This is a genomic window from Enterobacter cloacae complex sp. P43RS, from assembly GCF_014930585.1.
In the GTDB taxonomy this organism is placed as follows: Bacteria; Pseudomonadota; Gammaproteobacteria; order Enterobacterales; family Enterobacteriaceae; genus Enterobacter; species Enterobacter bugandensis.
This window is the reverse complement of the sequence record NZ_JADBRJ010000017.1, coordinates 17,905-39,047: the sequence shown is the minus strand read 5'-3', so window position 1 is coordinate 39,047 and position 21,143 is coordinate 17,905. Positions and strand designations below refer to the sequence as shown.

Annotated in this window: 21 protein-coding genes, 1 pseudogene and 1 other annotated feature; of the genes and pseudogenes, 9 read left to right on the top strand and 13 right to left on the bottom strand. The window is 53.7% G+C overall.

Annotated elements, in window-relative coordinates; genetic code table 11:
• Positions 1-126 precede the first annotated feature (126 nt).
• The gene (gene wzzB, locus IM294_RS21110; RefSeq protein WP_126818247.1) at positions 127-1,107 is read left to right on the top strand and encodes an LPS O-antigen chain length determinant protein WzzB; all 981 of its coding nucleotides are present in this window, start codon (positions 127-129) and stop codon (positions 1,105-1,107) included.
• 40 nt (positions 1,108-1,147) lie between these two features.
• Here the strand turns inward: wzzB and hisIE are convergent, their stop codons facing one another.
• The 9 genes from hisIE to hisL all read right to left on the bottom strand — a co-directional run bounded on the left by hisIE (position 1,148) and on the right by hisL (position 8,364).
• On the bottom strand, positions 1,148-1,759 hold the full coding sequence (gene hisIE / locus IM294_RS21105) for a bifunctional phosphoribosyl-AMP cyclohydrolase/phosphoribosyl-ATP diphosphatase HisIE (protein ID WP_126818248.1): 612 nt from the start codon (positions 1,757-1,759) through the stop codon (positions 1,148-1,150).
• Complete coding sequence (gene hisF / locus IM294_RS21100; protein ID WP_126818249.1) at positions 1,753-2,529, bottom strand: imidazole glycerol phosphate synthase subunit HisF; 777 nt, start codon at positions 2,527-2,529, stop codon at positions 1,753-1,755. Before hisF ends, hisIE begins: the two co-directional genes overlap by 7 nt.
• Positions 2,511-3,248, bottom strand: coding sequence for a 1-(5-phosphoribosyl)-5-[(5-phosphoribosylamino)methylideneamino]imidazole-4-carboxamide isomerase (hisA, locus tag IM294_RS21095; protein ID WP_126818250.1), 738 nt, complete (start codon positions 3,246-3,248; stop codon positions 2,511-2,513). The genes hisF and hisA overlap by 19 nt, the downstream gene beginning before the upstream one ends.
• Positions 3,248-3,838: an imidazole glycerol phosphate synthase subunit HisH gene (gene hisH / locus IM294_RS21090; protein WP_028013765.1), complete on the bottom strand. Its 591-nt coding sequence runs from the start codon at positions 3,836-3,838 to the stop codon at positions 3,248-3,250. Before hisH ends, hisA begins: the two co-directional genes overlap by 1 nt.
• Positions 3,838-4,905, bottom strand: coding sequence for a bifunctional histidinol-phosphatase/imidazoleglycerol-phosphate dehydratase HisB (hisB, locus tag IM294_RS21085; RefSeq protein ID WP_126818251.1), 1,068 nt, complete (start codon positions 4,903-4,905; stop codon positions 3,838-3,840). Before hisB ends, hisH begins: the two co-directional genes overlap by 1 nt.
• Complete coding sequence (gene hisC / locus IM294_RS21080; RefSeq protein WP_126818252.1) at positions 4,902-5,963, bottom strand: histidinol-phosphate transaminase; 1,062 nt, start codon at positions 5,961-5,963, stop codon at positions 4,902-4,904. Before hisC ends, hisB begins: the two co-directional genes overlap by 4 nt.
• Positions 5,960-7,264 carry a histidinol dehydrogenase gene (gene hisD, locus IM294_RS21075; protein ID WP_126818253.1) on the bottom strand — a complete coding sequence of 435 codons (1,305 nt, stop codon included), beginning with the start codon at positions 7,262-7,264 and terminating at the stop codon, positions 5,960-5,962. Before hisD ends, hisC begins: the two co-directional genes overlap by 4 nt.
• A gap of 5 nt (positions 7,265-7,269) precedes the next feature.
• Positions 7,270-8,169 carry an ATP phosphoribosyltransferase gene (gene hisG, locus IM294_RS21070; RefSeq protein ID WP_000886595.1) on the bottom strand — a complete coding sequence of 300 codons (900 nt, stop codon included), beginning with the start codon at positions 8,167-8,169 and terminating at the stop codon, positions 7,270-7,272.
• 45 nt (positions 8,170-8,214) lie between these two features.
• Positions 8,215-8,338: a sequence feature (His leader region), on the bottom strand.
• Positions 8,314-8,364, bottom strand: coding sequence for a his operon leader peptide (gene hisL, locus IM294_RS21065; RefSeq protein WP_001364200.1), 51 nt, complete (start codon positions 8,362-8,364; stop codon positions 8,314-8,316). (Overlaps the previous feature by 25 nt.)
• A 175-nt stretch (positions 8,365-8,539) precedes the next feature.
• Here hisL and IM294_RS21060 point away from each other — a divergent pair, with 175 nt between their 5' ends.
• The 4 genes from IM294_RS21060 to plaP all read left to right on the top strand — a co-directional run bounded on the left by IM294_RS21060 (position 8,540) and on the right by plaP (position 11,965).
• The gene (locus IM294_RS21060) at positions 8,540-9,364 is read left to right on the top strand and encodes an SDR family oxidoreductase (RefSeq protein ID WP_126818254.1); all 825 of its coding nucleotides are present in this window, start codon (positions 8,540-8,542) and stop codon (positions 9,362-9,364) included.
• Positions 9,365-9,405: 41 nt separating this feature from the next.
• Positions 9,406-10,335, top strand: a complete 930-nt coding sequence (locus tag IM294_RS21055) for a LysR substrate-binding domain-containing protein (protein WP_049137393.1) — start codon at positions 9,406-9,408, stop codon at positions 10,333-10,335.
• A 219-nt stretch (positions 10,336-10,554) separates the two neighbouring features.
• Entirely contained in the window at positions 10,555-10,617 is a 63-nt protein-coding gene (gene yoeI, locus IM294_RS21050) for a membrane protein YoeI (RefSeq protein WP_099458931.1), read from the top strand.
• Positions 10,607-11,965: a putrescine/proton symporter PlaP gene (gene plaP, locus IM294_RS21045; protein ID WP_028013759.1), complete on the top strand. Its 1,359-nt coding sequence runs from the start codon at positions 10,607-10,609 to the stop codon at positions 11,963-11,965. The genes yoeI and plaP overlap by 11 nt, the downstream gene beginning before the upstream one ends.
• Positions 11,966-12,021: 56 nt before the next feature.
• Here the strand turns inward: plaP and sbcB are convergent, their stop codons facing one another.
• Positions 12,022-13,446: an exodeoxyribonuclease I gene (gene sbcB, locus IM294_RS21040; RefSeq protein ID WP_193360390.1), complete on the bottom strand. Its 1,425-nt coding sequence runs from the start codon at positions 13,444-13,446 to the stop codon at positions 12,022-12,024.
• Positions 13,447-13,627: 181 nt separating this feature from the next.
• Here sbcB and IM294_RS22285 point away from each other — a divergent pair, with 181 nt between their 5' ends.
• Both IM294_RS22285 and IM294_RS22140 read left to right on the top strand, forming a co-directional pair.
• Complete coding sequence (locus tag IM294_RS22285; RefSeq protein WP_370552630.1) at positions 13,628-14,935, top strand: host specificity factor TipJ family phage tail protein; 1,308 nt, start codon at positions 13,628-13,630, stop codon at positions 14,933-14,935.
• Between the two features lie 57 nt (positions 14,936-14,992).
• Positions 14,993-15,412 (top strand): annotated as a pseudogene (locus IM294_RS22140) (hypothetical protein); the annotation flags it as partial.
• A gap of 1,079 nt (positions 15,413-16,491) precedes the next feature.
• Here IM294_RS22140 and IM294_RS21025 read toward each other — a convergent pair.
• Positions 16,492-17,601, bottom strand: coding sequence for an SGNH/GDSL hydrolase family protein (locus tag IM294_RS21025; RefSeq protein WP_193360389.1), 1,110 nt, complete (start codon positions 17,599-17,601; stop codon positions 16,492-16,494).
• A complete protein-coding gene (locus tag IM294_RS21020) occupies positions 17,598-18,668 on the bottom strand; it encodes an acyltransferase (protein WP_193360388.1) in 1,071 nt (356 codons plus the stop codon). The genes IM294_RS21025 and IM294_RS21020 overlap by 4 nt, the downstream gene beginning before the upstream one ends.
• Positions 18,669-18,812: 144 nt before the next feature.
• Between IM294_RS21020 and IM294_RS21015 the strand changes: the two genes are divergently transcribed.
• Entirely contained in the window at positions 18,813-19,118 is a 306-nt protein-coding gene (locus tag IM294_RS21015; RefSeq protein ID WP_192971367.1) for a hypothetical protein, read from the top strand.
• 1 nt (position 19,119) lies between these two features.
• Positions 19,120-20,385 (top strand): Y-family DNA polymerase, encoded by a 1,266-nt coding sequence (locus IM294_RS21010; RefSeq protein WP_193360387.1) that lies wholly within the window; start codon positions 19,120-19,122, stop codon positions 20,383-20,385.
• Here the strand turns inward: IM294_RS21010 and IM294_RS21005 are convergent.
• Positions 20,378-21,049 (bottom strand): SOS response-associated peptidase, encoded by a 672-nt coding sequence (locus tag IM294_RS21005; protein WP_193360386.1) that lies wholly within the window; start codon positions 21,047-21,049, stop codon positions 20,378-20,380. The genes IM294_RS21010 and IM294_RS21005 overlap by 8 nt on opposite strands.
• Between the last annotated feature and the right edge of the window lie 94 nt (positions 21,050-21,143).

The window sequence follows — 21,143 nt, the reverse complement described above, 5'->3', positions numbered from 1 at the left end:
GAAGGGGGCGAGTTACATAACGCATCTTTCCGATATAACTCATCGGATTCTTATAGAAAAATCCTCAGCAATATATACACTATGCAAACATAATAATTTTCCCCCTTTTTATCTGTTAGGGATTGTATGACGCAAAACAACAATAGTCCGGTCAGCCGAAGCAATGACCCTGAGCACATTGATTTACTTGCATTAATGCTACAGCTGTGGCGTGGGAAGTGGACGATAGCAATTTTTGTTTTTGTTTTTATTGCCATGGCGGTAGGATATCTATCAGTCGCAAAGGAAAAGTGGACCTCACGGGCGATTATTGCACAACCAGATGCGGCCCAGATAGCGACTTATTCAAATGCATTGAACATCCTCTACGGCAGCGCTGCCCCTTCGATGCTGGACATTCAAACGCGCGCTATTGGACGTTTTAACTCTTCTTTCTCAGCGTTATCGCAGGCGCTGGACAATCAGGACGTGCCAGAAAAACTGACCATTGAGCCTGCTGTTAAAGGGGAAACGTTGCCATTAACCGTCTCCTATATCAGCACTTCTGCTGAAGCGGCTCAAAAGCAGTTAGCGCAGTACATTCAGCAAGTAGATGAACAGACGGCAAAAGAACTTGCCCTTGACCTCAAGGACAATATCAAGGAACAGATTAAATCCCTGAACGATTCTCTGGTAAGCCAGGAAAAGGTCGCTCAAGAGCAGAAAGAGCTGCGAATCAAACAGATTGCTGAGGCGCTGAAAAATGCTGAGGCGGCGAAAATTACCTCGCCGCGCATTCAGCAAACCCAGGATGTGACTCAGGAAACGATGTTTCTGCTGGGAAGCGACGGTCTGAAATCGATGATTGACAATGAAGCGTCACGCCCGCTGGTCTTTTCTGCTGCTTACTATCAGACCAGACAAAACTTGCTGGATATTCAAAATCTGAACGTAAACCCGGATACTATCCACGTCTACCGTTACGTTATGAAACCAAATCTGCCTGTACATCGTGACAGCCCCAAAAAACCAATCATTCTGACTCTTGCCGTGCTGCTGGGCTTGATGATGGGTTCTGTAGTGGTACTGGCGCGTAACGCACTGCGAAACTACAAACCAAAAGCCTGATTTGCAGATTTAAAAAAACCGGGGAAATTCCCCGGTTTTTTTATTTATGCCGTTTACGAAGATTCTCTATCACCGCCGTCAAATCCAGTTCCTGATCCTGCAGCAGCACCAGCAGGTGATACATCAAATCCGACGCTTCATTCGTCAACTCTTCCCGGTCGTGTACGGTCGCGGCCAGCGCCGTCTCAACGCCTTCTTCACCCACCTTCTGCGCAATACGCTTAGTCCCGCTGGCATACAGCTTCGCGGTATAGGAGCTCTCAGGATCCGCGGATTTACGCTCCGCCAGGAGTTGCTCAAGCTGATACAGGAACAGCCACTGGTGGCTCGCCTCGCCGAAGCAGCTGCTGGTGCCTTTATGGCAGGTTGGGCCGATTGGGTTCACCAGCACCAGCAGGGTGTCGTTATCGCAGTCTGGCGTCATGCTGACCACGTTCAGGAAGTGCCCCGAGGTTTCCCCTTTGGTCCACAGGCGCTGCTTCGTGCGCGAGAAAAACGTCACTTTGCCGCTGTCGATTGTTTTTGCCAGCGCGTTCTGGTTCATGTATCCCAGCATCAGCACTTCGCCTGAGACGGCATGCTGTACAACCACCGGCAGTAATCCGTCAGTTTTTTCCCAGTCCAGCTGCGCCTGTTGTTGCTCTGTTAACATACCCTGATCTCCACGCCCTGGTCGGCCAGGTACGTTTTTAACTCGCCAATATTGATAATCTGTTTGTGGAACACGGACGCGGCCAGCGCGCCGTCCACGTTCGCATCGCGGAAGGCTTCCAGGAAGTGTTCCATGGTGCCCGCGCCGCCGGAGGCAATCAGCGGAACGTGGCACACTGCACGTACTTTCTTCAGCTGCTCGAGATCGTAACCGTTACGCACGCCGTCCTGGTTCATCATGTTCAGCACAATCTCACCTGCGCCGCGCTTCTGCACTTCCTCTACCCAATCGAGCGTTTCCCACTGCGTCACGCGCGTCCGGCTTTCATCGCCGGTATATTGGTTAACGTGATATTTGCCTGTCGCGGCGTCGAACCAGGTGTCAATCCCTACCACTATGCACTGCACACCAAAGCGAACGGCCAGGCGGGTAATCAGTTCCGGCTCGGCCAGGGCAGGGGAGTTGATAGAAATCTTGTCGGCGCCAAAAGAGAGAATTTTGGCGGCGTCATCAGCAGACTTAATCCCGCCCGCCACGCAGAACGGAATATCAATCACTTCCGCCACGCGCGCGACCCAGCTTTTATCGACCACGCGGCCATCGCTGGAGGCGGTGATATCATAGAAGACCAGTTCGTCAGCGCCTTCATCGGCATAGCGTTTTGCCAGCGGGACGATATCGCCAATGATCTCGTGGTTGCGGAACTGCACGCCTTTCACAACCTGACCATCGCGCACGTCAAGACAAGGAATTATCCGTTTTGCCAGCATTGAATCGCCTCCGTCACCGTAAATTTACCTTCCAGCAGGGCCCGGCCCACAATCACGCCCTGTACCCCCGTTCCGCGCAGCGCGGCGATATCGGCTAAGTCACCGATGCCGCCAGATGACTGGAATGCCACCTGCGGATAACGGGTGCAAACTTCTTCATATAAAGAAACGTTGGAACCCGCCAGCGTGCCGTCGCGCGAGATGTCCGTGCACAGCACGTGCTTCAGGCCCACAGGGAGATACGTCTCGACCAGCGCTTCCAGCGTTACGCCGGAATTTTCCTGCCAGCCGCTGACCGCCACCTGCTTATTACCCTGCTCGTCAATGCGCACGTCCAGCGCCAGTACCAGGGCGTCGGCGCCAAAGCGGCGGAACCAGCCTTTCACCGTCTCAGGGTCTTTCACGGCGGTTGAACCGACCACCACGCGCGCCACGCCCGCATCCAGAAGAGCCGCCACGTCGTCCTCGGTGCGTACGCCGCCGCCGACCTGCACGGGCACGTCAACACCAGCAACCAGTTTTTTCAGCAGCGGGATCTGGCGCTTCGCCGGATCTTTCGCGCCCGTTAAATCCACCAGATGCAGCACCTGTGCACCCTGGGCGGCATAATCCTGCAGGCGCGGCAGCGGGTCCTTTCCGTAGTCGCGCTGCTGGCCGTAATCGCCCTGGTGGAGACGGACAACCGTGCCGTCAATTAAATCTAAAGCGGGAATAATCATCACATCTCCAGGAAGTTTTTCAGCAGCTGCGCGCCCGCGGCGCCTGAGCGTTCCGGGTGGAACTGTACGCCGAAGAAATTGTCTTTCTGCACCGCCGCGGTAAACGCCTCGCCGTAAGTGCACTGGGCGATGGTATTGACGTTCACCGGCATGGCGTAACTGTGCACGAAGTAAAAGTACGCGCCGTCTTCGATGCCGCGAAACAGCCGGTCACCCGCTTTGGCGTAAACGCGGTTCCAGCCCATATGCGGCAGAGGCAGGCCGTGGTCGGTCATTTTCGGTACGTCTTCGTCGATAATGCCCAGCAGGTCAACGCCGTTGCTCTCTTCGCTGCGGCGGCCAAGAAGCTGCATGCCCAGGCAAATCCCCAGCACCGGCTGGGTACAGGCTTTGATCAAATCGACCAGATCGCGTTCGCGAATCTGGTCCATCGCCGCCTGTGCGGTGCCAACGCCCGGCAGGAAAAGCTTGTCAGCGCGCAATACAATGTCCGGATCGCGGCTCACCACCGGCTCATAGCCGTGGCGCGCGATGGCCGATTTCACGGAGTTGAGGTTGGCGCATCCGGTATCCAGAATCACCACGTTCATCACAGCACTCCTTTCGACGAGGGCAGGGCATCGCCTTCCACGCGGATCGCCTGGCGAAGCGTACGGCCAAAGGCTTTAAACAGGCTCTCCACGCGGTGATGATCGTTTTTGCCTTTGGTTTTCAGGTGCAGCGTCAGTCCCATGGTGTAGGACAGGGAACGGAAGAAGTGCTCCACCATTTCGGTGCTGAGATCGCCGACGCGCTGGTAGGTGAAATCAGCTTTGTATTCCAGGTGCGGACGACCCGAGATGTCCATGGCGCAGCGCGCCAGGCACTCGTCCATCGGCAGGACGAAGCCGAAACGGTTGATGCCGCGCTTGTCGCCGAGCGCCAGCTTCAGGGCTTCACCCAGCGCCAGGCCGGTATCTTCCACGGTGTGGTGATCGTCAATATAAAGGTCGCCTTTTACCGCGATCTCCATGCGGAAACCGCCGTGGGTGGCAATCTGGTCCAGCATGTGGTCAAAGAAACCGACGCCGGTGTGGATCTTGCTGCCGCCTTCACGGTCCAGCCATACCTTTACATCAATCTGCGTCTCTTTGGTGTTACGCTCAACGTGGGAATAGCGGTCGCGTTTTGTCAGTTGCTCGCCAATCTTTGCCCAGTTAAGGTCGTTACGATCGTAGCGCAGCCCCACGATGCCCATGTTTTCCGCCAGCGTAATATCGGTGATGCGATCGCCGATGACGTAGCTGTTGGTTTTATCCAGCATATCTTCGGCCAGATAGCGCTCAACCAGCTTCACCTTTGGCTTACGGCAGTCGCACTCGTCGGCTGGCATGTGCGGGCAAATCAGCACTTCATCAAATACCACGCCCTGAGAGGTCAGCACCTGCATCATCAGGTTATGCGGGCCGTCAAAGTCCGCCTGCGGGAAACTGTCCGTACCCAGACCGTCCTGGTTGGTGATCATTACCAGCTTATAGCCTGCTTTCTGAAGCTTAAGCAGCACCGGGATCACGTCCGGTTCAAAAGCCAGCTTGTCGAAACGATCGACCTGGAAATCGGCTGGTGGCTCCGAAATAAGGGTGCCGTCACGATCGATGAAAAGGATCTTCTGGGTCATACTTTCTCCGCTTTCAGGGCGTCAATGACGCGCTGGCTCTCTGCGCGGGTGCCTACGGTGATACGTAAACAGCCACTCAGGGAAGGTTGTTTATTCTGGTCTCGTAAGATAATGCCCTGATCCCATAAAGATTTAAATACGGCACTGGAGGCGGTGAAGCGCGCCAGGACGTAGTTGGTTTCCGAGTCGAACACCTGCTCGACGCATGGGATGTCTTTCAGCGCGGTGACAAGGTACTGACGTTCCTCCAGGATCTGCGCCACGCGTTCGCGCATCGCGTTGATACCCTGAGGCGTCAGCGCCTGTGCCGCAATATCGGCAACCGGCGTTGAGAGGGGGTACGGGGCGATCACTTTCAGCAGCAGGTCGATGACCTCTTTATTCGCCAGCGTAAACCCGCAGCGCAGGCCCGCGAGGGCGAAGGCTTTTGACAACGTGCGCAGCACAACGAGATGCGGATACTCTTCCAGCCAGCCCGTCAGCGTCGCCTGCGGGCAGAACTCGATGTAGGCCTCGTCGGCCACCACCAGCGCTTTACCACGGGTCATCTCCAGCAGGGTGCGGATATCCTGCGGGTTAATAATCTGTCCGGTTGGGTTATTTGGGCTGCAGACGAAGACGACCTTCACGCCGTCGAGATTGTCGGCAATGCCCTGTAAATCGAGCTGCCAGTTCTCCAGCGCCTGGACGTTGCGGCACGCCACGCCGAAGGTTTCGGCGCTGACGCTGTACATGCCGTACGTGGGCTGGCAGTACATCACCGCGTCTTTGCCCGGCTCGCAGAACGCGCGGATCAGCAGCTCAATGCCCTCATCCGCGCCGCGGCTGACCAGTACCTGCTCCGGCTTCACACCCGCGTACTGGGCGTAGTTTTCAATCACCGCTTTTGGCTGACACTCCGGATAGCGGTTCAGCGTTTGCTGCGACAGCTCAAACTGCACCGCAGTCGGGAATTCGTTGGCGTTCAGCCAGACGTCCCCGTTTCCGCCCAGACGACGCGCAGACTGGTAAGGCGTCAGGCGGCGGACATTTTCGCGGGCTAATTCTTCAATGTTCATGCTTGCTCCTTCAGGGCGGCAACGCGCAGCGTCACGGCGTTTTTGTGGGCGGTCAGACGCTCGGCGGCGGCCAGGGTTTCAATAGTAGAAGCCAGTGCAGCAAACCCCTCGCGGGACAGCTCCTGCACGGTCATGCGTTTCTGGAAATCCGCCAGGCCGAGGCTGGAACAGGTAGAGGTATAGCCATACGTCGGCAGAACGTGGTTGGTGCCGGAGGCGTAATCCCCCGCGGACTCCGGTGACCAGTCGCCGAGGAACACCGAGCCCGCGCTGGTGATGCTGTCGACCAGATCGCGCGCGTTGCGGGTCTGAATGATCAGGTGCTCCGGGCCGTACTGGTTGGAGATGGCAATGCACTGCTCGAGATCGCGCGCCACAATCAGGCGGCTGGCCGCTAACGCCTGACGTGCCGTGTCGGCGCGGGGCAGATCGGCAAGCTGACGCTCCACGGCTTCGCCCACGCGTTTCGCCATATCGGCATCCGGCGTCAGCAGGATGACCTGCGAGTCCGGGCCGTGTTCTGCCTGTGAAAGCAGGTCGGAGGCCACGAAGTCCGGCGTTGCGCCGCTGTCGGCAATGACCAACACTTCAGACGGACCGGCAGGCATATCGATGGCCGCACCGTCGAGACGCTGGCTGACCTGGCGCTTGGCTTCGGTCACATACGCATTGCCCGGGCCAAAGATTTTGTCGACTTTAGGAATGGAGTATGTGCCGAACGCCAGGGCGGAAATCGCCTGCGCGCCGCCCACTTTATAGACCGCCTGTACGCCGCAGAGTTTTGCCGCGTAGAGGATCTCATCGGCGATCGGTGGCGGAGAGCACAGCACTACTTTCTGGCATCCGGCGATACGCGCCGGCGTGGCGAGCATTAATACGGTCGAAAACAGCGGCGCTGAACCACCAGGGATATAAAGTCCCACTGACGCAACCGGGCGCGTCACCTGCTGGCAACGCACGCCGGGCAGGGTTTCGACATCCACGGTCTGCAGCTTCTGCGCGGTGTGGAAGGTATCAATGTTTTTCACCGCAACGGCCATCGCCTGCTTGATGTCATCTCCCAGACGATTACTGGCATCAATGATTTCCTGCTCGGTAACCTGCAATGCGCCGACTTCCGTCTTATCAAACTTCACGCTGTATTCACGCAGGGCGTCATCGCCGCGGGCTTTGACGTTATCCAGGATCTCCGCCACGGTGCGGGAGATGCTTTCAGAGGCGGAAATCGCCGGGCGCATCAGCAGCTCACGCTGCTGTGCGTCGCTACAGGTATTCCAGTCGATGATTGTGTTAAAGCTCATGGCCATTACTCCATCATCTTCTCAATTGGCAGCACCAGGATGGAGCTTGCGCCCAGTGCCTTCAGTTTTTCCATGGTTTCCCAGAACAGGGTTTCGCTGCTCACCATGTGCATCGCCACGCGCTGCTGATCGCCCGCCAGCGGCAGGATGGTTGGTCGCTCAGCGCCCGGCAGCAGGGCAATCACTTCATCCAGACGCTCGGTTGGGGCGTGCATCATGATGTATTTGGACTCACGCGCCTGAATCACGCCCTGAATACGGGTCAGCAGTTTGTCGATCAGCTGCTGTTTGGCGTCGGCCATCTCGCCGTCGCGCTGAATCAGGCACGCTTTAGAGCGGTAGATGACTTCCACTTCGCGCAGACCGTTCGCTTCCAGCGTCGCGCCGGTCGAGACGAGGTCACAGATGGCGTCCGCCAGACCCGCACGCGGTGCCACTTCAACGGAGCCGTTCAGCAGGCAGGATTTAAACTGCACGCCTTTCTGGTCGAGATAGCGCTTCAACAGGTGAGGGTAAGAGGTGGCGATACGTTTGCCGTTCAGCGCGGCCGGGCCGTCCCACGCTTCATCAACCGGCGTTGCCAGCGACAGGCGGCAGCCGCCGAAGTCCAGACGACGCAGGGTGAAGTAACGCGGGTCTTCACCCTGCGCGCGGCGGGTCAGCAGCTCTTCTTCCAGCACGTTTTCACCGATGATGCCGAGGTCAACGACGCCGTCCATCACAAGGCCGGGAATATCGTCATCACGCACGCGCAGAATGTCGATCGGCATGTTTTCAGCCAGAGCAATCAGGCGCTGGGTGTGCAGGTTGATTTTGATCCCGCAGCGGGCCAGCAGTTCGCGTGAATCGTCACTCAAACGGCCTGATTTTTGAATAGCTATGCGTAAACGTGAGTTATCTAACATTCTTTATTCCTCGTTAACCTGTTTTAACCTGTCTGAATTTGGTCCAAAAAAAAGCCCCCGGAAGAAGATCTTCCGGGGGCTTTTTCATGCGTTCATGCACCACTGGAAGATCCAAACGTCTTCCAGCACACATCGCCTGAAAGACTAGTCAGGATGATGGTGATGATGGTGGTGTTTAAATTGAACGCGTGTCATATAAATTCTCGATGAATGCTTATTCATTTGATGTCTTTTAACCTAAACCAGTTGTACGACATATTGCAAGGGCTTTTTTTGATCATTAATTCATTTCATATTGATGCTATGAATTGTGTGTTCTGCCGGGCTGGCGTAGCCTTATGAAAGACGAGTGAGAGTCAGGAGAATTCGCATGAAAAAGGTCGCGATTGTCGGTTTAGGATGGCTGGGAATGCCGCTGGCGATGTCATTAGCCGCGAAAGGCTGGCAGGTGACCGGGAGCAAGACCACCCGGGATGGGGTCGAAGCGGCGCGCATGTGCGGTATTGATGGCGTTGAACTGCGTCTGGAGCCGGAGCTGGTGTGTGATGCGGACGATCTGGACACGCTGATGAACGTAGATGCGCTGGTGATTACGCTACCCGCACGGCGCAGTGGCCCGGGCGAATCATTCTACCTGCAGGCGATGCAGGAGATTGTCGACAGCGCGCTGGCGCATCACGTCCCGCGCATAATTTTTACCAGCTCGACGTCGGTCTATGGCGATACTGAGGGCGTGGTGAAAGAGAGTTCCGAGCGCCGTCCCATAACCGCGAGCGGTCAGGTCCTGAAAGAGCTGGAAGACTGGCTGCATAACCTTCCCGGCACGCAGGTCGATATCGTTCGTCTGGCGGGGCTGGTTGGCCCGGGGCGTCATCCTGGGCGCTTCTTTGCCGGTAAGACGGCACCAGACGGTCAGCATGGCGTGAATCTTGTGCATCTTGAAGATGTTATTGGTGCGATTGAGCTACTCTTACAGGCTCCAAAAGGCGGACACATCTATAATATATGTGCACCGTCTCATCCGGCGCGCAGCACGTTTTACCCGCTCATGGCACGCCAGCTTGGGTTGGCTCCGCCGGTTTTTGGTGAGGCAAAGAACGAAAGTAAAGGCAAAATTGTTGATGGCAATCGCATTTGCCATGAGCTGGGGTTTGAGTATCAGTATCCCGATCCGCTGGTGATGCCCATGGAATAAGCCCCGCAGCGGAGACAATCGCACACCAGAAGGGGGCGAGCATGAAACCGCTGCTGGATGTTCTTATTATTCTGGATGCACTGGAAAAAGAGGGGAGCTTTGCGGCTGCCTCGGCAAAGCTCTACAAAACCCCTTCGGCCCTGAGCTATACCGTTCAAAAACTGGAAAGCGACCTCAATATTCAGATCCTCGATCGCTCCGGGCACCGCGCCCGGTTTACCCGCACCGGGCAGATGCTGCTGGAAAAAGGCCGTGACGTTCTTCATACCGTTCGCGAGCTGGAAAAGCAGGCCGTCAAGCTCCATCAGGGATGGGAGAATGAGCTGGTGATTGGCGTGGATGATACCTTTCCGTTTTCTCTGCTGACGCCGCTCATTGAAGCGTTTTACCAGCATCACAGCGTCACCCGGCTGATCTTCATCAACGGGGTGCTGGGCGGCTCCTGGGAGGCTTTAACCCAGGGCAGGGCGGACATCTTTGTCGGTGCCCTGCACGAGCCTCCCCAGTTGAGTGACTTTGGTTTTGCCCGCCTGGGCGTGCTGGAGCAGGTATTTGCCGTGGCGCCCCATCATCCGCTGGCTCAGGAGCCTGATCCTCTTAACCGCCGCGTTATTAAGGGGTACCGCGCAATAGTAGTCGGGGACAGCTCGCGCCCCGAATGTGCGGTTTCCTCGCAGCTGCTGGATGAGCAGGAGGCCATTACCGTTTTTGACTTTAAAACCAAGCTGGAGCTGCAAATTAGCGGCCTGGGCTGCGGCTATTTGCCGCGCTACCTGGCGCAGCGCTTTATTGACAGCGGTGCGCTTGTTGAAAAACAGGTGCTTGCGCAAAGCAGTAACGAGTCGGTATGGGTGGGCTGGAACGAACAAACCGCCGGGCTGGCCAGCGCCTGGTGGCGGGACGAAATTTTAGCAAATAGTGCTATCGCTGCAGTTTACTCTCAGGGGAGCGCCGAGAAATCAGCCAGTTAGAAAAAAGAAAATGACCCGGTGCGTTGCAAAGTATTGCCTTTTGTATCCGATGTGGGGCAAAATGCCGCCGCTGCAACCAAATGAATAATCGACGATATAAAAGGCGTCGGTTATTTTTTTTTGCATGTACGAAACGAAACTAAAAACCAAGAGGCCGGGCTTCGTACCGGATAGATATTTACTAAAATCCGACAGTTGTTGTCGCTGAGGAAGAAAGAAATGGGGCAATTTTTCGCTTACGTGGCGGTTATCACCGTAAAGGAGAATAACTATGTCGCATAACGCAACTCCAAACACCTCTCGCGTGGAATTACGTAAAACGCTTACGTTGATTCCGGTTGTTATGATGGGCCTTGCCTATATGCAACCGATGACGCTGTTCGATACATTCGGTATCGTATCGGGCCTCACTGACGGTCATGTGCCGACGGCTTACGGCTTTGCGCTGATTGCGATCCTCTTTACCGCGCTGAGCTACGGTAAACTGGTGCGTCGCTATCCGTCTGCAGGTTCCGCCTACACCTATGCCCAGAAATCCATCAGTCCGACGGTTGGCTTTATGGTGGGCTGGTCTTCGCTGCTCGACTACCTGTTCGCGCCGATGATCAACATTCTGCTGGCAAAAATCTATTTTGAAGCGCTGGTGCCATCGATTCCCTCGTGGATCTTCGTCGTGGCGCTGGTAGCCTTTATGACGGCCTTTAACCTGCGCAGCATCAAGTCCGTTGCCAACTTTAACTCCGTTATCGTTGTGCTTCAGGTTGTCCTGATTGCCGTGATTCTTGGCATGGTGATCTATGGCGTATTCCACGGCGAAGGCGCGGGCACCCTGGCGAGCAGCAAACCGTTCTGGTCTGGTGATGCGCATGTGATCCCGATGATTACCGGGGCGACGATTCTGTGCTTCTCCTTTACCGGTTTCGACGGGATTAGCAACCTGTCTGAGGAAACGAAGGATGCAGAGCGCGTGATCCCGCGTGCCATCTTCCTGACGGCGCTGATTGGCGGTCTGATCTTTATTTTCTCGACCTATTTCCTGCAGCTGTACTTCCCGGATATCTCGCGCTTCAAGGATCCGGATGCGTCTCAGCCGGAAATCATGCTCTATGTGGCGGGTAAAGCGTTCCAGGTCGGCGCGCTGATCTTCTCCACCATCACCGTACTGGCGTCCGGTATGGCCGCGCATGCAGGCGTTGCGCGTCTGATGTACGTAATGGGTCGTGATGGCGTATTCCCGAAAAGCTTCTTCGGCTACGTGCATCCAACCTGGCGTACCCCGGCGATGAACATTATCCTGGTCGGTGCGATCGCGCTTCTGGCGATTAACTTTGACCTGGTGATGGCAACGGCGCTGATTAACTTCGGTGCGCTGGTGGCGTTCACCTTTGTTAACCTGTCGGTTATCTCTCAGTTCTGGATCCGTGAAAAGCGTAACAAGACGCTGAAAGATCACTTCCAGTATCTGTTCCTGCCGATGTGCGGTGCCCTGACCGTGGGCGCGCTGTGGGTTAACCTGGAAGAGAGCTCGATGGTGCTTGGCCTGATTTGGGCAGGTATCGGTCTGGTGTACCTGGCCTGCGTTACGAAGAGCTTCCGTAACCCGGTTCCGCAGTACGAAGACGTTGCTTAAGTCTTAACATTTAAAAAAAACCGGAGACCTTGTCTCCGGTTTTTTTATATCTCACTTCAGACTATCTCTTGCGCGTACTGGAACAGGGCTTTTAACAGGATCTGTTTTTCTGCGTTGCCTTCATATTGGTTGTATAACGACTCAAGCTCCTGCGCGTAATGCTGCAGATACTCTGGCGTAAACACGTTTCGACGGTGCTGCAGCCAGCGCGCCTGTTCTGCTTCATCCAGCGTGCCGGGATAATTGCGCGCCCGGTAGTTAAACATCAGCTTTTCGATGCGCTTATCGGCGAAGGTGATGTCCAGCGCAGGTAAGTTACGCGGCTCGGTTTGCAGAACAATATTCATGGCTGCGCGGTCGGCATCGCTGAAGAAGCCGTTGTAGAGCTGGGCATCCACGTTTTCGGACGGCACGAACGACTCCGCCTCGGCGAAGATGGCGACCACTTTCTCGCGCACCTGCGGGTTATCGCGAAGCACTTTCAGGTTATCCAGGCAGTGCTGACGGTTAATGCCCAGCCTGTCGGCATCTTCCGGACGCAGCGTGTTCGCCTGCGCCAGCACCGGACATTTATTGATGTGCACCAGCTTAACCGGCACCGCAGGCAGATCCCCGAGTTCATTTTTCGGGGTGTAAAGCCGTTCGCGCAGGGTATCGCTGTCAAGCTCCAGCAGCGGCGAAATATCGCCCGCCAGGTCCACCATGATAACCGCATTACGGTTATCCGGGTGCCACGCCAGCGGCGCAACCCAGCTGGTATTGCCGCGCGAGGCGCCAAACATGCCGGAGATATGCACCAGGGGCTTCATCTGCGGTACGTCGATAAGGGTCATGAGCTTCTGCTTGCTTCGGTGGCTCAGCAGATATTCAAACAGCCGGGGCTGTGCGGTTTTCACCAGCTTCGCCATGGCAATGGTGGCATAAACGTCTGCCATCGCATCGTGGGCATTGCTGTGCTCGATGCCGTTGGCGCGCGTCAGGTGTTCCAGACGGAAGCTGGTCAGCCCTTCCTCATTTTCCGGCCAGTTAATGCCTTCAGGGCGCAGGGCATAACAGGCGCGCATGATGTCGAGCAGATCCCAGCGTGAATTGCGGTTCTGCCAGCTCCAGGCGTACGGATCGTAAAAGTTGCGATAGAAGATGTTGCGCGTCACTTCATCGTCAAAACGGATGTTGTTGTAACCGACCACGCAGGTATTAGGCACGGTAAACAGATCGTGGATGCGGCGGGCGAACTCTGCTTCGTTAACGCCTTTTTCCCGTGCTTCCTGCGGCGTGATCCCGGTGACCATTACCGCGCCGGGCTGCGGCAGGTAGTCATCAGCCGGTTTACAGTAAAAGACCTCAGGCTCGCCAATGATGTTGAATTCGTCATCGGTGCGGATGGCGGCAAACTGCGCCGGTCGGTCCAGCGCCGGATGCGTGCCAAAGGTTTCGTAGTCGTGGAATAGGAAGGTAGGTTGTTTATCTGTGTCTGCCATTGTTTAATATTGTCCACAATAGTTAATTAACTGCCTGTTATCACTCGAAAAACAACCCTTTTCTCACCTGAGTTTGTCCACGAACGTTAAATATAGTTGTTTACTGTGTCTCGATGTCCATGTGATATTGCGTACCAGAAGTGTACCAAACCACTATTTCTGAGCGTACCAAATATTATTTATGGCTATCAGCGACACAAAACTGCGTACCATTCATGGTAAACCATATTCGGGCCCACAAGAAGTGGCTGATGCTGATGGCCTCAGCGTGCGCATTTCTCCAAAGGGGGTCATCCAGTTCCAGTACCGGTATCGCTGGCATGGTAAACCTCATCGTCTTGGCATTGGCCGCTACCCGTCGGTGTCGTTAAAGGATGCCAGGCAGATCACCTCTGATTTACGAAACCTTTATTTCTACGGCACAGATCCGCGCTCCTACTTTGAGGAGAAGACGCAAAACTCCCTGACGGTCGCTCAGTGCCTCGACTACTGGTTCGACAATTACGTCTCTACAACACTCAGAGAAAAGACCCAGGCACTATACCGATCAACGGTTATGAAGCGGATGCATGACGCTTTCCCGAGTCGACCGGCATCCTCCATCACGATAAAGCAGTGGGTGGATCTCCTCACCGAAGAGGAAAGGGATAATCCACGAAGAGCGCGTCAGGTGCTCAGTCAGCTTAGATCGCGCATGGAGACCATCTGTGACGCTGCCAGCGTCTCGGTTTACGACGACAACGGCGTGCTGTCATTCACCCGAGATAGCAAAAAGACGTCTGCGGCCACCATATTCAACCGCTCGAACACCAAACCTGATGGCTACTCGCTCTCCTACGACATGACACTGCCTGGCGGCTATGATGGAGTGGAGGTGCAGTATCGTAACCCGGACACCAATAAGCAGGACTTTGTCAGGTACCGGATATCCGGCAATTCAATCATTGAAGGATCGCCGGCCAAAGCGAAGAAGTTCGAAATGCTGTACGTCAGGAACAGGTTTCAGGCCGACGAGCGCGCGCTGAGGGAATGTAAGAGACTCATCTACTCTCGTATGACCATGCAGATCACCGCTATGGCAGACGGAGAATGGGTGAACATTGGCGATATGGTGCAGGTGCCGGACACATACGACACCAACCAGCAGGCCGGTTATATCGTGTCGAGGGTCGGGAATGACTTCGAGACGAGTGAGCGCATCAATTTCTCCGGAACCATGTTTGTGCAGGTCACAGATTCATACGGTGCCACCACGGCGCGATATCCGGCTTCACCAAGGGCTGATACCGCATTTGGCTTTACCGCTGCCATTCCTGATATCGCCCTTAACCTGTTCGACGGGATCGACGTACAGTCACCCTCACGATACGTCATTGCTACGTCTCAGGAGCTTGATGCAGGGCAGTGGACAATCACGGCGAAGCAGCCAGACGGTAAGGGCAGTACCGCGTTAACCCTCGCTGAGTACAGCGATCTGATTTACCAATAAGACCTATCCCGATCACCTCAACCCGGCCACTGCGCCGGGTTTTTTTATGGAATCAATATGGCTACGCAACCGACGCAAGATGCAGTACCAAGCGAATCACCTCGCGACCTGAAATTCAACGCGGGGAAAATTGACGAATTCGTTACATCGATGGGGTGGACATACACCGACCGATTCGGTGTGCAGCATTACACTATTGAAGGCATGCGCTGGCTTGCGCAGCAGGCTATTGCCGCATTTGGCTACATCACTCTGGATAGCTTTGAAGATGGAAATACGCTCACCCTCCCTAACCAGGTTCTTCGCCTTGAAGCGACAGGCGAATACTACCGCTGGGATGGTGCATTTCCAAAAGACGTTCCTGCTGGTTCAACGCCAGATTCTGCTGGTGGCGTAGGGGTAGGAAAGTGGCTCAGTGTAGGAGATGCTACTCTGCGCTCAGACCTTGCAGAAAGCGATGGTTTGAAGCTCACCGGTCAAAAAGTTAACTATGGAATTCCTTCCGGTTCGAGTTTAACGAGGGGGCTTATCTGGGCGTTTGATAAGATTAAGGGCTGGTTACGAGTAGGTGGGTCGGACCTCGAACCGCTTGATGACGAAAAAAACTATTGGCGCGGATTGCCTTCTAAAAACTCCTGGGGTGACCCTGCAAATATAGGTGACTATTCTATTTCATTTGGACGAAATGGGGCGTCTTTTGCTGTTTACACCGTGACGCTCGGGCATGACTGCGTCACTTACGGAGTGGCATCCTTAGCAGGCGGTGCAGGTAGTGCAACTGGTAACCCAGATGATATTACATCTCCAAATGGTGAGGGGTATTGCTCATTTGCGTACGGTAAAAACGTAATTGCACTCGGATCTAAATCAGCGGCTTTTTGCGAGGAAGTAGAGGCAAATTCACGAGCATCATTTGCTGCTGGGTATTTTACGCAGGCGCGAGAAGGATTAACGTCTGACCCGGGCGGTGTAGCCAGTGATGGGATCGGTGCTACTGCGTTAGGTTACAGCACACGCGCTGCGGGAGACGGATCTTTTGCTGTGGGTCGTGACATCCAGGCTTATGGCGGTTCTGTTGCGATAGGTTCAGGCATAAACCCAGGTAATCCGGCATCCAACCCTAACGCAAAATCTGTAGCGCTGTATAGTAACTCTGTAGTGCCAGGGATTACTGTTGCGCCAGCCGGAGGAGGGGTTTCTGATTTACCATTTGTTGGTATCCATACTTCCTACCCCAAAGAGCCTCTTGATATAGTAATGCCCAATGGGACTAATGCTGCTTTCAGGATTGGTGAAACTGGCACAGCAAGGATCAAACTACAGGGAACATCTAACAGCGGCGCTTCATTAGATATCGCTTCTTTGGAGTGGGCAAGCACAAATGGGGGAAGCGCGGTAGGAACTTTGAAGATCAACATGAACAACGGAGCGCAGAGTATTGAATTATCAGCTGATGGAATGGTGGTTCTGAAAAATGTTAAAACACTGGCTGAAATATCCGGTGCCCCTGCGGGCACCATCTATAAAGATGCGTCAAACTTCCTGAAAATTGTCGTTTAAGTGAAGTCATCGCCAAGGAAGGCAGTAAGCAATGCTTCAGCAATCACTCTATGGCCGAAATCGTTAGGGTGATTCGCCCCGTTACCCGTGATTGAATAAATGTTTTTCCTTTTCAATATCTGCGTCCATACGTTGGTAATATCAATAAATGTCACGTGCTGATATTTATGCGAAAGCTTTGAAAGCTCTTCACTGTACAAGGGAAAGTATTCTTTCTTAGGCGTATCCCACTCCGGGTTAGGGAGTGTTGACGAAAGCAAAACAATGCGAGAATTTGGGTTTTTGCTTCGTATGTTTGCAATGAGAGCGTCAATGTTGAAAGCGTAATCTTTAGGTGGGAGGCTGTTAGAATCGTTCATCCCGAACGACAGCACATATACATCAGAGTCCATCTTCGTAAGTCTGCCGTCAGTGTTATAGTAAGCATTGTCTGATGACCAGCCAGGCACTGCTGCATTGTATGAGTGATATTTTCCTACTTTAATCATTGACATGTATGCAGCAACTAAACCCACAAATGGAGGCTGATGAGGTTCTGCATAAATATCACTGGCGTTGGAGCCGTAAGTTATGCTGTCTCCATAAAATGTCACTTTCATGTCTTTTAAGTTTTTAATGTAACTTCTTAGGTCATCCACATTTCCATCTAAACGCAAAGACAGTTTGTCAGATTTCTTATACGAAAATGCTACCTGATAATCCATGTACTCCGGGGTAACTTTAATGTTAAAGTCACTCTTTGCCTCTGGATTTGAAAAGCCATCAGGAGCCATTTTTATTTTTGTGTCTTTTCTAAAGTAAACAGATGTCCCTTTCAGATTGTAATCTGAACCATTATGGTATTCATCGCCATTCCTTTGGTTAAAGGCGACGGTGTTTTCTGATGGATTAAATAATAGACTCCCGCCAACCTCTCTTGACGCATAAACACTGTCAGCAAATACATAATCACCACCGAAAAAGGATGGTCTGACATTGAATTTTGAAACTGTAATATAACTACAAAACGCATTGTGACAAGTAGTATACCCTTCGGGTGGTGCTGGTATTTCAGCTGCGGAACCGAATGACACAGATAATAGTGAGGCAATAATTAATTTTTTCATTTAGCTTTTCCGTATGCATTTTTCTTTATCCAGCCATTAACAGGTTTTTCAATGAGCTTGTAGCAGACAAGGGCGATAACCTGGCAGTAGACGTAATAGACAATAACATAAGGCACGATACTCACGGCTTTATCGAGCCCAAGTTGCGTCCAGATAAACAGAAATACAGGCGCCGATATACCGTGAGATAGGTACAGGCTGTAAGACGAGTCGCCAAGCAGAAGGAAAGTGCGGTTATGAGGAATAACCCCTTCAAGGCTCAGAGCTGACCAGACAATCACGAACGCCGGGATGCCCCAGGTAAGCAGACGAGAATAGTCGTTATAAGCAAAAACACCCGAGTTAGCGAAAGCAAAAAGCGGGAAGAAAGAAGCAATTCCCACCCACGCCAGCCACTTCGGCAGGACGCATCCTGCTGAGTACATGCGGTAAAGATACATACCGAGAATGAATTCGATAAACATCTGGCTGGACAGAGTTACCAGAACTTTGCTTTCACCGTGAGCCAGGGCGTTACCTGCGCCGAAAACTACCAGGGCGCAGACTGAATAAAACTCGAGTGAGTTGGCTTTTTTAATGCCAATCGCAAGCAGGCCGGCGAGTAAGAAATAAAACAGGAATTCAAACTGCAAAGTCCAGCCGATGCCAAGAATTGGTGGCTTGTCAAAGTTCATGAACGTCATCGTTTTGATGATCCACATGAGGTCTAGCCGCGAGCCGTTGAAGATATATGCAAAATCTGCAGTAGGTTGGGATATGGCACCAGAATCAACCAGCCATGATATGAACACAACCACTAGTGTTGCCACAAGGTACAACGGCCATATGCGAGTAATGCGGCGCTTTATGAAACCCAGCGGCGTTAATTTTGGCATCATGCCATCCTTATAGAGGCCGCCGTAAATGATGTACGGCATTATAAAACCGCTGATGATGAAAAATATGTCAACGCCAACACCGCCAAGGTTTGTGATCTGTGGGGTGATGCCATAAACGGCAAGGTTTGCGTGAGCATAAATCACGAGGAAGGCGGCCAGGAACCGCAGATACTGGATGTTGGCAATCATCGTCAACTTTCTTGTCTGTTAAAAGGCGAGTGATTTTAACAGTTAAGATGAATCCGATCATTCTCTTTGGTTTGAGCATTGACCTCCCTATCAACATTAATAATACTGTATGTGCATACAGTTATTTTTTGATAGGGGCCCAGAATGCACTCTACTACACCACGATTCAGGCTTGACGAGATCTGTAAAGTTAACGGCAACTCTCGCCTGGTAGAAACCACAGGTGGTTACGCTATCTTCCAGACTGACCATTTGCCGGGTAATGGCGCGCGCGTTTTGCTTTGCGTATCAGGTCGTCTGCAGTTTGCTGTTGTTATGGGACAGTCACTCATAACTGAAGAAGGAGAGTGTATAGAGGGCGATATCCTGGAGGATGTTGTCGTGATGGGAGTCGTCACGTTCTTCATAAATGGCGCCACGGCATTCACTGATGAAAACCCGGTGATATGACATGTTTGCGCTTGTAGATGTCAACTCGTTCTATGCGAGCTGCGAGACAGTATTCAGGCCGGATCTACGGGGGAAGCCGGTTGTCGTGCTCTCAAATAATGACGGCTGTGTAATAGCCCGTTCTGCTGAAGCCAAGAAGCTCGGCATTAAAATGGGTGATCCGTACTTCAAGTGTAAGGACTACTTCCGGCATCAGGGCGTGGTTTGCTTCAGTTCAAACTACGAGCTTTACGCCGACATGAGCAACAGGGTAATGACAACGCTGGAGGAAATGAGCCCTCGCGTCGAAATATACTCAATCGACGAGGCTTTTTGTGACCTGACCGGGGTGCGTAACTGCCGCGTGCTGGAAGAGTTCGGCCATGAGCTGAAAGATGCAGTGCTCAGAAATACCGGTCTGGCCGTAGGTGTGGGGATAGCTCAGACAAAAACCCTGGCGAAGCTTGCCAACCATGCCGCAAAAACATGGAAGGCCACTGGCGGTGTTGTGGACCTGTCGAACGTCGATCGCCAGAGAAAGCTCATGGCATTGCTGCCAGTAGACGAGGTGTGGGGCGTTGGTCGCCGCATCAGCAAGAAGCTGGAAGCTATGGGCATTAAGACCGTCCTCGACCTGGCTGACACCCATATTGCCGTTATCCGCAAACACTTTAACGTCGTGCTGGAGAGAACGGTGCGCGAACTGCGCGGCGAGCCTTGTCTTGAGCTGGAAGAATTTGCGCCGGTAAAACAGGAAATCGTCTGCAGTCGGTCATTCGGCGAACGTGTTACTGAGTATGAGCAGATGCGCCAGGCCATTTGCAGCTATGCCGCCCGCGGAGCAGAGAAGCTTCGCGGCGAGCATCAATACTGTCGTTACATATCGGCGTTCGTGAAGACGTCGCCGTTTGCGCTGAACGAGCGATACTACGGCAATAGCGCATCGGTAAAGCTTCTGACACCTACCCAGGACAGCCGCGATATTATCAACGCCGCCACCAGGTGCCTTGATGCAATCTGGAAGGATGGACATCGGTACCAAAAGGCTGGGATCATGCTTGGTGACTTCTTCAGTCAGGGGGTTGCTCAGCTCAACCTGTTCGACGAGAACGCGCCGCGCGAAGACAGCGCACAGCTGATGCAGGTACTTGACCAGCTCAATGCCAAAGGCGGTAAAGGCACGCTCTATTTTGCAGGCCAGGGCGTGCAGCAGCAGTGGCAGATGAAGCGGGAAATGCTTTCGCCACGGTATACGACGAGATACTCAGATCTGCTTGTTGTCAGGTGACGGGCTCGATTAACTCCGGACCCTGGTTCTTCACATTACCCGCGGCGCGCGTCACGGCGTGCCAGATAAACTTGTCCGCCGGCACAGCTCCGTCGGCGGCTATCTCCTCAGCTTCTTTCCCGCCTATATCCTGCCGCATCCATTCCCGGGCCGCTTCTGGAGACAGAACCAGTGGACGGCGATCGTGAATGTCGACCAGGCCCTTATCAGCTGCAGACGTCACGATGAGAAATCCTTCTGCATCATCGCCACGTTCGAAAGGTGTGCTGCCGATCGCTGCCATGAATATCGGCTGGCCATCGGCACGGTGGATGAAGTAGGGCTGTTTCTTGTCGCCTTCCTTCTTCCATTCGAACCATCCGTCGGCGAAACATATCGCCCGGCCATGCTGCCAGAGAGGTTTGAACATGCGGCTCGTTGCCGCGGTCTCAACTCGCGCGTTTATCAATGGTGCTTTATCCCACCATCCGGGCGCGTAACCCCAGACCACCGGATCGAGATGCAGCTGCTCGTCGCGTTCGCTCAGCAGCAGGACTTTGGTACCGGGTGCGACGTTGTACCGGCCAATGGGTTCCGGGTCGTATGCGATGTCGCGATCTGCTTCGTCGGCCAGGTAAGCCAGATATTCTTCACGGGTTTGGGCTTGTGCAAAACGTCCACACATAGAAACCTCCAGTCAGTCAGACTGAAAGTATAGGGCAGGGAGCAAAATCAGCATTAGAGGTAAATTATTGGTTGTGTACCAAATTGCGTACCAA